General features: G+C 65.3%; 8 protein-coding genes. 4 read left to right on the top strand and 4 right to left on the bottom strand.

Features of this window, described 5'->3' with window-relative positions; translation table 11 throughout:
- Positions 1–365: 365 nt before the first annotated feature.
- From XdyCFBP7245_RS16435 to XdyCFBP7245_RS16420, 4 genes are read right to left on the bottom strand one after another with little or no spacing between them, the layout of a single operon-like run.
- Positions 366–644, bottom strand: coding sequence for a hypothetical protein (locus XdyCFBP7245_RS16435; RefSeq protein ID WP_170068683.1), 279 nt, complete (start codon positions 642–644; stop codon positions 366–368).
- On the bottom strand, positions 634–2,982 hold the full coding sequence (locus tag XdyCFBP7245_RS16430) for an FdhF/YdeP family oxidoreductase (RefSeq protein ID WP_104616612.1): 2,349 nt from the start codon (positions 2,980–2,982) through the stop codon (positions 634–636). Before XdyCFBP7245_RS16430 ends, XdyCFBP7245_RS16435 begins: the two co-directional genes overlap by 11 nt.
- Entirely contained in the window at positions 2,979–3,824 is an 846-nt protein-coding gene (fdhD, locus tag XdyCFBP7245_RS16425; protein ID WP_104616611.1) for a formate dehydrogenase accessory sulfurtransferase FdhD, read from the bottom strand. Before fdhD ends, XdyCFBP7245_RS16430 begins: the two co-directional genes overlap by 4 nt.
- Before the next feature lie 6 nt (positions 3,825–3,830).
- Positions 3,831–5,510: an OFA family MFS transporter gene (locus XdyCFBP7245_RS16420; RefSeq protein WP_104616610.1), complete on the bottom strand. Its 1,680-nt coding sequence runs from the start codon at positions 5,508–5,510 to the stop codon at positions 3,831–3,833.
- 379 nt (positions 5,511–5,889) lie between these two features.
- On the opposite strand from XdyCFBP7245_RS16420, the gene aptA reads away from it, so the two are divergent.
- From aptA to XdyCFBP7245_RS16400, 4 genes are all read left to right on the top strand, one after another.
- Positions 5,890–7,242: an omega-aminotransferase AptA gene (aptA, locus tag XdyCFBP7245_RS16415; protein WP_104616617.1), complete on the top strand. Its 1,353-nt coding sequence runs from the start codon at positions 5,890–5,892 to the stop codon at positions 7,240–7,242.
- A gap of 241 nt (positions 7,243–7,483) precedes the next feature.
- Positions 7,484–8,338 (top strand): plasmid replication/partition related protein, encoded by an 855-nt coding sequence (locus XdyCFBP7245_RS16410; protein WP_104616609.1) that lies wholly within the window; start codon positions 7,484–7,486, stop codon positions 8,336–8,338.
- 236 nt (positions 8,339–8,574) lie between these two features.
- Positions 8,575–9,879 (top strand): DUF445 domain-containing protein, encoded by a 1,305-nt coding sequence (locus tag XdyCFBP7245_RS16405; RefSeq protein WP_104616608.1) that lies wholly within the window; start codon positions 8,575–8,577, stop codon positions 9,877–9,879.
- 151 nt (positions 9,880–10,030) lie between these two features.
- Positions 10,031–14,125, top strand: a complete 4,095-nt coding sequence (locus tag XdyCFBP7245_RS16400) for a CHASE domain-containing hybrid sensor histidine kinase/response regulator (protein WP_104616607.1) — start codon at positions 10,031–10,033, stop codon at positions 14,123–14,125.
- Positions 14,126–14,152 lie beyond the last annotated feature (27 nt).

Here is a 14,152-nt window from a genome sequence, read left to right as displayed (position 1 = left end):
AGAAATGGCGAAACTCCGAAGATCCAAACGCGATTCTCCGGAACGATGCGGACATTCTGCCCTCTCAGGCATCGTTATTCAGACCTTCCTTAACTGTCTGCTGCAGTGTCTTCGTTCTTCGATAACGTCACCAGCCAACTATCTGGTGCGGTGCCCTCGCCGATTGCGGGACCGTTGGCGGCATGGATGCCGCCATCGAGCCCCCAGGGACGGGTTCACGGCGTGTCCCGCGAGCGGTGAGGGCACCGCGCACTCGATTGCCTAAGCTTTCAACTTAGCAGCCAAAAGTCCCGCGATGGTGGCTGGGCAAGGAGCAGGCAGAAATATCGGCGTACATGGTCTTCAACAAACAACCAGCAAGTTATTCAGCCGCCTTGCGGCGCTTGCGCAGTTTTGCGCTGTGCGTGCTCTGCCAACCCGGCCGGCGTCAACACCGCGAATTGCCGATCGCCGCGCTCTTCCACGTGAATCCAACCCGGACCGGGCTGGCCATCCAAATTGGCGCTGCCAAGCCACGCGAGCGTGCGCAACAACACGCTCATGCGCACGCCCAGCTGCTTGCACAGCCTCGACAGCGACACGCCCTCGGGCGTGTCGGCCAGCGCCTGCAGCAACTGCGCGGTGAGCTGCGGATCAGCGGACAAGCACCGCTCCGATATCGCGCGGCGCCGCGTCGGCGGTTTCGGCGCGATGCGGCAGCACGATCACCGGAATCGACTTGGAGGTCGGCGTACGTGCTTCGTCGGCAAAACTCGACAGCGGCACCAGCGCATTGGTTTCCGGGTAATACGCCGCCAGACAGCCGCGCGGAATGTTGTAGTCCACCAGCAAGAAGCGCCGCGCCTCGCGATGCACGCCGTCTTCGCACAGGCTTTCCAGGTCCACCCAATCGCCGGCCTTCATGTTCAACGCGGCGATATCGGCGCCATTGATGAACAGCACGCGGCGCTCGCCGAACACGCCACGATAGCGATCGTCCAGCCCGTAAATGGTGGTGTTGTACTGATCGTGCGAGCGCGTGGTGGCGAGCGTAAACACCATCTGATCGCCCCGCGAACGCCGCGCGCGATGGATCGGGTTGTCGGTAGGCACCGCGTGCGCTTTGAACACCGCACGCTGCTCGGGCGTGACCCAGTTACGGTCGCGCGCGGTGTTGGACAGACGGAAACCGCCCGGCGTACGCACGCGCTGATTGAAGTCGGCAAAGTCCGGGAAGACCTGCGCGATCAGGTCGCGGATGCGGTCGTAGTCGCCCACCAGCCAGCGCCAGCGGATCGCGCTGCGCGCGCCCAACGTGGCTTCGGCCATGCGCGCCACGATCGCCGGCTCGGACAACAGGTCCGGCGAGGCCGGCGGATTGATGCCGGCCGACAGGTGCACCATGCTCATCGAATCCTCCACCGTCACGCCTTGCGAGCCGGCGTCCTGGATATCGATTTCGGTACGCCCCAGGCACGGCAGGATCAATGCATCGCGCCCATGCACCAGGTGGCTGCGATTGAGCTTGGTGGTGACGTGCACGGTGAGCTCGCAGTTGCGCAGCGCGCGGTGCGTGGCATCGGTATCCGGCGTGGCGGCGGCAAAATTGCCGCCCATTGCGAAGAACACCTTGCCGCGCCCGTCCAGCATCGCTTCTATCGCACCGACGGTGTCGAAGCCGTCTTCGCGCGGCGGCGCAAAACCGAACACCGACTGCAGCTTGTCCAGAAACGCGGCGGGTGGTTTTTCATAGATCATCATCGTGCGGTCGCCCTGCACGTTGCTGTGCCCGCGCACCGGGCAAACGCCTGCGCCGGGCCGGCCCAGATGGCCGCGCAGCAACAGCAGGTTGGTGATCATGTGGATGGTGGCCACCGAGTGCTTGTGCTGGGTGATGCCCATCCCCCAGCACGCGATCACACGCTCGGCCTTCAGATAGATCTCGCCAGCCTTGCGCAACTGCGCTTCGTCCAGGCCGGACTCTTCGACGATGGTGTCCCAGGCTTCCGCATGCACATCGGCAGCGAAGGCGTCGAAATTGGCGGTGTGCTCGGCGATGAACTCCAGATCCAGCAAGCGCGGCGCACCATCGCGCTGGGCCTGCGCATCGCGCTCCAGCACATGCTTGATGATGCCCTTCAACGCCGCCAGGTCGCCGCCGATCTTGAGCTGGAAATAATCCGAGGCAATGCGGGTGGAACCGTTGTGCAGCATCTCCAGCTTGTCTTGCGGGTCGGCGAACTTCTCCAGACCGCGCTCGCGCAGCGGATTGAACGCCGCAATCGCCGCGCCGCGCTTGGAGGCCTGACGCAACTCGCCCAACATGCGCGGGTGATTGGTGCCCGGATTCTGGCCGAAGATGAAGATCGCATCGGCCAGCTCGAAATCGTGCAACGACACCGTGCCCTTGCCCACGCCAATCTGCGAACGCAGCGCGGTGCCGGATGGCTCGTGACACATGTTGGAGCAATCCGGGAAGTTGTTGGTGCCTAACTCGCGCACGAACAACTGATACAAAAACGCCGCCTCGTTGCTGGTGCGCCCGGAGGTGTAGAAGATCGCCTCATCCGGGGTCGCCAGGCCATTGAGATGGCCGGCGATCTGCGCAAACGCATCGTCCCAGCTCACCGGCACATAGTGGTCGGTGGCGGCGGCGTAGCGCATCGGGTGGGTCAACCGGCCCTGCCCTTCCAGCCAATAGTCGCTGTATTGCGACAGCAGGCTGACGCTGTGCGAGGCGAACAATTCCAGCCCGGCGCGGCGCGCGGTGGATTCGGCGGCCACGGCCTTGGCGCCGTTTTCGCAGAACTCGAAGGTGGAGGTATGGTCGCGATCCGGCCAGGCGCAGCCCGGGCAATCGAAGCCGTCCGGCTGATTGGCGTGCAGCAGCGTCTTGGCGCCCTGCACTGCGATGTCCTGTTCCATCAGGTGCTTGGCCACCGAGCGCAATGCGCCCCAGCCGCCCGCGGGATTGTCGTACTGCTTGATGGTTTTCTTGCTCATGCGGGCTCTCCCACGGCAACGCCCAGATCCAGGCGTTGTGGATGGCTGTAAACAACACAATCGTGATTGCGGGCAAACCCGATCAGGGTCAGTCCCGCGCTGTCGGCCAGGCTGATCGCCAGCGCAGTAGGTGCCGAAATCGCTGCCAGCAGCGGAATCCGGGCCTGCGCGGCTTTCATGGCCATTTCATAACTGGCGCGGCTGGTGACCACCGCAAACCCTTGCGATGCATCGATGCGCGCGCGCGCCAATGCACCGATCAATTTGTCCAGCGCGTTGTGGCGCCCGACGTCTTCGCGAACCAGCTGCACCACGCCGTTCGCATCGGCCCAGCCGGCGGCGTGCACCGCGCCGGTCTGCGCGGCGATCGGCTGCTGCGTATGCAACGCATCCAGCGCACGCGCCAACGCATCGGCGTCGATCTGCAGCGTCGACTGCACGCGCGGCGGCACACGCAGCACCGCCTCGATCGATTCATTGCCGCACACGCCGCAACCGCTGCGTCCATCCAGATTGCGCCGCCGCTGGTCCAACGCGGCCGCGCGCTCGGGCGGGATCTCGATCTGCAGCGAAGCGCCTTCCAGAAAGGTCTCCACCGCGACCACGCGCAGGTCCTGCGCGTGGTCGACGATGCCTTCGCTCAACGAGAACCCAAGCGCGAAATCCTCCAGGTCCTCCGGCGTGGCCATCATCACCGCGAACGGCACCTGGTTGTAGATCAGGGCAACCGGCATTTCGGCCGCCACCATGTCTTGCACCGTGGCACCGCGACCGCCGCGATGGCGGACAACCGTGCGCACCACACTACCGGGGCGCACTGTGCGGGAAGACGGACTGGTCATCTCACCTCAATGGAACAGCACAAAGGCTTTCTGCAGCGTCACCCAGATACCGAACGCCATCGGGATGCCGACCGCCAGCCAAGCGAACGCGACCAGTGCGGGGTTGCCACCATGCCCGATGCGCGCCATTTGTTCCGGCGGCAACACCGCATGCCCGCTACGGTCGACCTTCTCGTGCGCCAGCTGCTTTTCGCGTGCCAGTTCGTCCGGCGTCATGAAATGACGCGCGGCCACCGGGCGCACCAACAAATTGCAGATCAGGCCGAGCACGAGCATCCCGGCGAGGATGTACATGGTGGTGTTGTAGACCTGTGACGGCGGGCTGCCGTGCGCCAGCTGGTACTCGCGCATATACCCCACCACCACCGGGCCGAGGATGCCGGCGGTGGCCCAGGCGGTCAGCAGACGGCCATGGATGGCGCCGACCATCTGGGTACCGAACAGGTCGGCCAGATAGGCCGGAATGGTGGCGAAGCCGCCGCCATACATCGACAGGATGATGCAGAAGATGCCCACGAACAGCGCGATACCGCCCACGCCACCGGCCGACGGCGCCGCCGCGTACAGGCAGATGCCCAGCACGAAGAACAGCGTGTAGGTGTTCTTGCGGCCGAGCTTGTCGGACATGCTGGCCCAGAAGAAGCGGCCACCGATATTGAACAGGCTGAGCAGACCGGTGAAGCCGGCCGCGATGGCCGCGATGCTGGCCAGCTGAGCCGTATCCAGGCTGCCGAAGCCGATGTCCACGCCGATCAACCGGCCGCCGAACACTTCCTGCAGCATCGGCGAGGACATGCCGATCACGCCGATGCCGGCCGAAACGTTCAGGCACAACACGCCCCACAGCAGCCAGAACTGCGGAATGCCCCAGACCTTGCTGACGTGCACGTGGTTGGCGGTGATCATGGCGTTGGTGCTGGCCACCGGCGCGGTCCAGCCGGCCGGGGTCCAGCCGCTCGGCGGCACGCGATACCTGAAGGCGCCGGCCATCATGAAGACGAAATACAGCGCAGCCATCACCAGGAAGGTTTCCATTACGCCCACCGAGGTGGGGGTAGCGAAGTGGCGCATCAGTGCATCGGCCAGCGGGCTGCCGATCATCGCGCCGCCGCCAAAGCCCATGATCGCCATGCCGGTCGCCATGCCGCGACGGTCCGGGAACCATTTGATCAGGGTCGACACCGGCGAAATGTAGCCCAACCCCAGACCGATACCGCCGATCACGCCCGAGCCCAGCCAGAGCATCCAGATCTGATGGAAGTGGATACCTGCCGCCGAGATCACAAGGCCGCCGCACCAGCACAGCGCCGAGACCACGCCGGCCTTGCGCGGGCCGGCACGTTCCAGCCAACCGCCCCAAATAGCCGCCGAGCAGCCCAGCAGCACGAAGAACAGGGTGTACATCCACTGCAGCTCGCTGATCTTCCAGTCGCAAGTGGTCGCCACCATGCGCGCGAACAGGCCCATGTCGGCCGGGCAGGCGATCGCTTCGGTGATGCCCAGCGCCTTGGACAGCGGCAGCCAGAACACGCTGAAGCCGTAAGCCATGCCGATGCACAGATGGATCGCCAGCGCAGCCGGCGGCACCAGCCAACGATTGAACCCCGGACGCGCAATGATGCGCTCCTTGGATAGCAGACCGGCGTCTGCGCCACTGGCTGTCGCCACGGTGGACCCTTGCGTCATTACTCATTCCCCAAAAAAATAGTGCGATGAACTGCGATAAAAAAGATTGACGGCTGCGATCGATTGGCGTGTTGCGATATAAGCAGCGGCGGCGACCAGGCCCAACCGGCGGTTGTCTGGCGCATCATCGGCAATCCTTGCAGCTTTGCAATGCTTGGCGACGCCTCGCAGCGTTCCATTGCATTGCCACACACACGCCACGCAAGCGTTCCCTGAGCTTAGCGGCCGGCGCTGCGACTAATTAACTAGTTCTTATGTATTAGATCGACGGGCATCCGCCAAGCCTGTTAGGGCATATCGCCCATTCCCACCCGAGACCAAGGTGACGACCAAGGCGATGGCTGCGTACAGTCGGGCGACCCCCGTGACGGAGCCGGCCATGCACGACCCACTTCCGCGCGACGAAGCGCCTGCATCGCAGACACCGGCGCAGCTGGACGCGTTCTGGATGCCGTTCACCGCCAACCGGCAGTTCAAGGCGCGCCCTCGCCTGCTCGCCTCGGCCGCCGGCATGTACTACCGCGATGTCGACGGCCGGCAGATCCTGGATGGCACCGCCGGCCTGTGGTGCTGCAATGCCGGCCACGCACGCGAACGCATCGTGGCGGGGATCCGCACGCAAGCCGGCACGCTGGATTTCGCCCCGACCTTTCAGATGGGCTCACCGCTGCCGTTCGTGCTGGCGCAGCGCCTGGCCGCCATCGCGCCGCCCGGCCTGGGCCATGTGTTCTTCACCAACTCCGGCTCGGAGGCGGTGGATAGCGCGATGAAGATCGTGCTGGCTTACCACCGCCTGCGCGGCGAGGGCCATCGCACCCGCTTTATCGGCCGCGAGAAGGCGTACCACGGGGTCGGCTTCGGCGGCATGTCGATCGGCGGGCTGCCCAACAACCGCAAGTGGTTCGGCCCACTGCTGGCCGGCACCGACCATCTGCGCCACACGCTGGATCTGCAGCGCAATGCCTATTCGCGCGGGCTGCCGACGCACGGCGCGGAACTGGCCGATGACCTGGAACGGCTGATCACCCTGCACGATGCCTCCACCATCGCCGCGGTATTCGTCGAACCGGTGTCCGGCTCGGCCGGGGTGATCCTGCCGCCGGAAGGCTACCTGCAAAGGCTGCGCACCATCTGCGACCGCCACGGCATCCTCCTGGTGTTCGACGAGGTGATCACCGGCTTCGGCCGCGTGGGCGAGGCGTTCGCCGCGCAGCGCTTCGGCGTCACGCCCGACATCATCACCGCCGCCAAGGGGCTGACCAGCGGCACCGTGCCGATGGGCTCGGTGCTGGTGGCCGATGCGATCCATGACGCCTTCATGCACGGCCCGCACAACGCCATCGAGCTGTTCCATGGCTATACCTACTCCGGCCACCCGCTGGCCTGCGCGGCCGCGATTGCGACCCTGGACACTTATGCCGAGGAAGGATTGTTTTCCAGTGCGATCACGCTCGGCCCGCAGTGGGAAGACGCGCTGCACAGCCTGCGCGGCCTGCCGCACGTGATCGACATCCGCAACGTCGGCCTGATCGGCGCCATCGAACTGGCGCCGCGCGATGGCGCCCCCGGTGCACGCGGCTATGAGGTGTTCGAGCGCTGCTTCCACGACGGCGGACTGCTGGTGCGCGTCACCGGCGATGTCATCGCGCTGTCGCCACCGTTGATCGTCACCCCCGAGCAGATCGGGCAGATGGTCGAGACGCTGGCCGGCATCCTGCGCCTGGTGGACTAGCGCGGCCGGCGGCATGGGTGCGTTGCAGGCAGAGGCACGCGGGCCCTGGCCGCGCGCTGCAAGGGCTTCGCTGCGTCGTCTCCCGCCGTACGCGCCGCTCGCCTGAAGATAGCCGGTGACGGCGCGCGTGGCCGTTCCACGATGGCGCTCGCGTGTCACGGGCGCGGGTGCCACGTCAAGCGCGCAAAGCCGGAGCAGGCTCTCTACAATGCCGGCCCCGCACTCCCCCTGCAGTTGCCCCATGAACATCGTTGTCAAAGAAGAACTCAAGGCCTACATCGACCCGCTGACACCCGACGAGCACGAGGCGCTGGAGCGCAGCCTGCTGGCCGAAGGCTGTCGCGATGCCTTGGTGTTGTGGGGCGATGTACTGGTGGACGGCCACAACCGCTACGGCCTCTGCCAGAAGCACGGGCTGCCGTTCCAGACTGTGCAGAACCCACGCTTCCAGTCGATGCAGGACGTGCATCTATGGATGATCGAGCAGCACCTTGGCCGGCGCAGCGTGTCCGACTTCCAGCGTGGCGTGCTGGCGCTGCGCAAGCGCGAGATCCTGGCCGCCCGCCAGCGTAGCCAGCGCGAGGCCGATGCCGCCGCCGAGGCGCCGGTGGTTGATGACGCACAGGCCGATACCGGCCTCGACGACAGCGCGGCCCCCGCGAGCGACGACACCGACAGCCCGCCGTGGGAGGAAACCTCCACCCCGGTGAGCCGCGCCGAGCTGGCACGCGAAGCACGCCTGAGCAGCAACCAGGTGGTGATGATCGAGCGCATCCACAAACAGGCCGCGCCGGAAGTGGTACAGGCAGTGAAGGCCGGCGAGATCTCGATCAGCGCCGCGGCCGCCGTGGCCACGCTGTCGGAAGACGAACAACGCGCCGCCGCGCAGGCCGGCAAGGCCGAACTCAAGCAGGCCGCCAAGCGTGTGCGCGACGCCAAGCGCAAGCCCAAGCCCGACGAGGTCGAAGGCGGCGAAGCCGAGCGCCGCGACCTCAAGGCCTTGCAACGCCGCGTCACCGAACTGGAAAACGAAAACGCCGCACTGCAGTCCAAGGTGACCGCACTGCAAGCGCAGCTGGAGCGCCTGCGCGGCTGAGCGCGCGTACCCGCTAGCTAACTACCATCCCGTAGGAGCGCACCTGGGCGCGACGGGCAGTCCCGATAAAGCCCGTCGCGCCCGGGTGCGCTCCTACGACGGCGATGGACGCTTGGTCGCCTCGTTGCAAGCGCAGCTTGAGCACAGGTACCGAAGACGCGGCCACCAACAACCGTCCACGACGGCGCCACCTGCCGTGGACATGCCCTGGTCAAACGACTGGGTACACTTCGCGGATGGAACCCAGTCTCAGCGCTCCCCGCCCCATCGATCCCCGTCGTGCCCAGCTGCAGCGCATGAAGCTGTTGGCGGTGGCTTTGCTGCTGGCGATGTTCGCCGGGTTTATCGTCAGTCACCTGATGGGCGAGCAAGGCATCTGGGCCTGGGTGTCGGCCTTCTGCGAAGCGGCCACCGTGGGCGCATTGGCCGACTGGTTTGCGGTGGTGGCGCTGTTTCGCCGCCCAATGGGCCTGCCGATCCCGCACACCGCCATCCTGCCGCGCGGCAAGGAACGGCTGGCCGACGGGCTGGCGGTGTTCGTGCGCGACCAGTTCCTTGCGCCCGCTGCGTTGATGGAAAAGCTGCGCGTGTTCGACCCCGCCAGCCGCCTCGGCGAATGGCTGACCAAGCCCGAGCAGGCGCGCATGCTCGCGCAGATGGCGCGCGGCTGGATGTTGCAGGCGCTGGAGCTGCTGGACGAAGCCGCCGTGCGCAGCGCCATCCAGCGCTTCGTGGTGGACCGCCTGCGCAAGTGGAACGCCGCCGCGACGGTCGGCGATGTGATGGCGCTGCTCACCACCGACGGGCGCCATCAGAAATTGCTCGACGAAGTGCTGCTGCGGTTGGGCGAATGGCTGGACCAGGAACAGGTCAAGACGCGCGCGTCTGCATTGATCGTGCGGTATGCGCGCCGCGAATGGCCCAAGCTGGTCGGCACGGTGAACTGGATCAAGCCGATCGAAGAGATCGGCGACAGTCTGGCCGACCGCATGGCGCGTGCGGCCATCGAAGAATTGCAGGACATCCTCAAGACGCCCGAGCATCCAATCAGGCTCGACTATGAAGCGTGGCTGCAAGGCTACATCGCGCGCCTGCGTGACGAGCCGGAAATGGCCACGCGTGTAGAAGAACTCAAGCAACGTGCCATCCAACATCCCGCGCTGCAGGAATACGTGCAGGGCCTGTGGGGCGAGATCCGCGCTGCGCTGCGCAACGATCTGGCGCGTGAGCAGTCGTCGATGGCCGCGCACATGGAGCGCTCCATGCAATCGCTCGGCCAGGCGTTGTCGCAAGATCCGTCACTGCGCGACGCACTCAACCAGCATATGCTGCAGGCAGCCGACAAACTCACCACGCGCCTGCGCGCATCGGTCACCGAGCACATTGCATCGACCGTAAAAAGTTGGGACGAACGTCACCTCGTCGAACAATTGGAATTGGGTGTCGGACGCGATCTGCAATACATTCGCTTCAACGGGACCTTGGTCGGTGGATTGATCGGCCTCGCCCTTCACGCATTATCGATCTGGCTATCGTTCTGATGCACTGAGATGACGTTGATCGCCCAACAGGCTAGCGTGCAGCAACTAGGGAGACTGCACGCAGCCGGATGATCGTCAGGCGGTACCACGCGGTCGACGTTGCCGTCGGCCAGGACACTGGGCACGCAACAGGCAAGGCGAAGGAACGAAAATGCCGAATGGCCGCTGGGATCTGCGCAGGAAATACGGGCGCCGCGCCTTTATCAGCGCACTGCTGATCCTCACCGCAGGTTTGATTGCCGCCATCGTCACGGGGGTCTGGCTGCAACGGCATAACGAGCTCGAGCGCGAGCAACGTTTTCAATATGTCGTGCGCACTCTCGCGCGCAGTATCAGCGAACGCATGTACGCCTTCGAGCACGGCTTGCGCGGCGCGCGCGGCGCGGTGATCGGTGCCGGCAGCGGAGTCATCAGTCGAGAACGCTTCACCCTGTACAGCCGCTCGCGCGATTACGCGCGCGAGTTTCCCGGCGTGCTGGGCTACGGTTATATCCATCGGGTCGCGCCTGCCGACGAGGACGCGTTCTTGCAGACCGCGCGTGCCGACGGAGCGCCGGATATCCACCGCCGCTTGCTGGCGCCGTGGGATGGCGAACGCTATATCGTGCTGTACTTCGAACCGGAGTCATCGGGCAACCGGCCTATCGGTCTGGACATCGCATCCGAACCGCGCCGCCGCGCCGCCGCCTTGCAGGCCGCGCGCAGCGGCGAGCCGATCATGACCTCACCGGTTTCGTTGTCGGGCTATCGCGTGCCCACCGAGAGCGGCTTTCTGGTGTTGCTGCCGGTGTATCGCGAGGGCATGCCGTTGCAAACGCCGCAGCAGCGCATGGCTGCCACCAACGGCTGGGTGTACGCGCCTTTCAGCGTCGAGCAGATGGTGAAAAGCGCATTGGGCGAACGCAACGACGTAGCGCTGGATCTGTCCGATCGCAACGAGCCGACCCATAATTTCTACCGCAGCGGCAACCCAGCCGGCGATAGCGCGCGCTGGCGGCCAGTGGTGCAGCTGTTGCCGATTTACGGGCGCACCTGGGTCATCACCGCCCATCCCACGGCCAGCTTTGTGGCCTCGCTCAATCAGACCTCGCCGTGGCTGGTGGGCGGCCTGGTCATGACAGCGTCCACCCTGTTTGCCGCCTTGCTGGGGTTGTACTTCAGCAACGGGCTACGCCGTGAAGAGGTGTTGCGCAAACAGATGGAACTGGCCGCACTGGTCAGCCATTCCAGCGAAGCCATCGTGGCCGAAACTCCGGATGGCCGCATCACCCACTGGAACCCGGCCGCAGAAGCGATGTTCGGTTACACCGCCGAGGACGCGATCGATCAGGACCTGACGCTGCTGCTGTCGCCGCAACCGTATGCGATGCCGCAGATCGAGCACGCCGATGAAGCGTACCCGACCAATGCCTCGGCCGCACAGAGCATGCGGCACCGCGATGGCCATCAGGTGCATGTGCTGGCGAGCAAGGCGCCCATCATCGAACCGGATGGCACGCTCAGCGGGCACTCGCACTTTTTCCGCGATATCTCCGAGCGGGTGCGGTCGCATCAACGCATTCTCGACCTCAACGCCTCACTCGAACATCAGGTGGCCGAGCGCACCAGCGAACTGGTCAAATTCTCGGTCTTGCAGCGCGCAATCCTGGCGCATGCCGGGTATGCCATCATCGCCACCGATTCCAGCGGCTTTGTCACGCTGTTCAATCGCGCCGCAGAAAAGCTGCTCGGCTATAACGCAGAGGACGTGATCGGCCGGCGCAAGGCCAGCCAGTTCGTCGAACCGGAAGAACTGCAGGAGCGCGCGCACCTGCTGTCCGAGCAGACCGGGGTGCCGGTGGCGCACACGCTGGAAGCGGTGGCCGCGCTCACCAGCCTGGGCCGCAGCGACACCAGCGAATGGACCTATGTCGGTCACGACGGTCGCCGCCTGCCGGTGTTGCTGACCCTGAGCACCCTGCGCGACGACAACGATCAGGTCATCGGTTACCTCGGCGTCGCGGTGGATCTCACCGAGCAGAAGATGCACGAAAAACAGCTGCGCCTGGCGATGGATGCGGCCAAGAGCGCCAATCAGTCCAAGTCCGATTTCCTGGCCAACATGAGCCACGAAATCCGCACCCCGATGAACGCCATCCTGGGCATGTTGTATCTGCTTCAGCGCAGCGAGCTCCCCGGCGCGGCGCAGGACATGGTCACCAAGATCGACCGCTCCGCACGCACCTTGCTGGAAATCATCAACGACATTCTGGACTTTTCCAAGATCGAGGCCGGACGCATCGATCTGGAACGCGCACCGTTCGATCTCAATCAATTGTTCGACAACATCGCCGACCTGATGCGCTCCTCGCTCAGCGCCAAACCGGTGGAGATGATCGTCGAGCCGTTGCCGCGCGACAGCCGTTGGCTACTGGGCGATGCGCTGCGCATCAACCAGGTGCTGGTCAATCTGGTCGGCAACGCGATCAAGTTCACCGAGCAGGGCGAAGTGGTGCTGTCGGTGCGGCGTTTCCCCAGCGGCGATCCGAACAAGGTCAAGCTGCTGTTCTCCGTGCGCGACACCGGCATCGGCATTTCCAAGGAAAAGCAGAGCCTGATCTTCTCGCCGTTTCTGCAAGCCGATACCTCCACCAGCCGGCGCTATGGCGGCAGCGGACTGGGGCTGACCATCAGCCGACGCCTGATCGAGCTGATGGGGGGCGAGCTGGAAGTGGAAAGCGTGCCCGGCCGTGGCAGCGAGTTCTATTTCGTGGTGACCCTGGAAAAAGCCGCACCACCCAAGGCGCAGCAGGATCTGCCGGCGCTGCCGCCCGAAGCGATGCCGCGCGTGCTCATCGCCGACGACCACGATGCCGCGCTCAGCAATCTGGTGCGGATCACCACCGACCTGGGCTGGCGCGTGGATGCAGTGGCCAGCGGCCAGGCCGCGCTGCAGGCGATCGAACAGGCCAGCGAGCCCTACGACATCTTCCTGCTCGACTGGCGCATGCCCGACATCGATGGTGTGGCGATCGCGCGCGAAATCCGCGCACGTGCCGCCCCTGGCCCGCATCCGGTGATCGTGATGGTCACCGCCTACGAGCGACGTTTGCTGGAGCAGCATCCCGAGCAACAGGATCTGGACGCGGTGATGACCAAGCCGGTGACCAGCGCCGCACTGCATCGTCTGGTGGAACAGCTGGTCGGCGAGCGTCCGGGAGCGCGCCCGGTCACGCCCACCTTCGTGGCACGGCGGCTGGAAGGCACGCATCTGTTGTTGGTCGACGACAGCGAGATCAACTGCGAGGTGGCGCAGCGCATTCTCGAGGGCGAAGGCGCCATGGTCACCGTCGCCCACGATGGCGAGCAAGCGGTCGACACCCTCAAGCGCGCGCCGGATCTGTTCCATCTGGTGTTGATGGATGTGCAGATGCCGGTGGTGGACGGCTACGAGGCCACCCGCCGACTGCGGCAGATCCCTGCCCTGGCCAGCCTGCCGGTGATCGCGCTGACCGCCGGCGCATTCCGCCCGCAACAGGAAAAAGCGCTGGAAGCGGGCATGAACGGTTTCATCGCCAAACCGTTCAATGTCGAGGAACTGGTTGCCGCCATTCGTCACTTCATGCATCCCGGGATCAAGCGCATTCCCTCGCTGCCGCACGAAACCGACCTGGCCATCGGCCCCGAGTGGCAGCACGACGATCCCGAGCTGCTGGACGCCGCACGTGCGCACAGCCTGTGGCGCGAGCGCGAGCCGTATGCGCGTTATCTGAGCAAGCTGCTGCGCGACAACCCCGACCCGGCCGAAGTCGCAGCCGAACACCTGCGCCGCAACGAACTGCCGGCCATCGGTGCAATGGCGCACAAGTTGCGTGGTGCGGCGGGCTCACTCGCGCTGCCGGCGCTGGCCGGGGCGGCAAGCGATCTTGAAACGCGCATCGAAGACGGTCACGACATCACCGCCTCGCTGATCGCGCTCAAGGACGTCATGCAACGCACCGCCGAGGCGATTGGCACTTTTCTGCAACACGACCACGCCACCGCGGCAGCCAACGACGACGATGTGGTGCTGGACGCCGACAGCCTGCGGATCCTGGAGCTCGCCCTGTCCACCGACGACGCCGACAAGATCGACCAGGCGCTGCTGAGCTGCGCATCGCACCTTCCACCGACATTGCAGGAAGAACTGCAACGCGCCGTGGAAGATTTCGACTTCCGTCGCGCCCAGGCCACCCTGCGCGACTGGCAGGCCACCCACCCACGCTGACGGCGATCTCCCGTGCCGTCGGCAAGG

It is taken from the genome of Xanthomonas dyei, from assembly GCF_002939865.1.
Lineage (GTDB): Bacteria > Pseudomonadota > Gammaproteobacteria > Xanthomonadales > Xanthomonadaceae > Xanthomonas > Xanthomonas dyei.
This window is presented reverse-complemented; position numbering and strand designations above follow the sequence as displayed.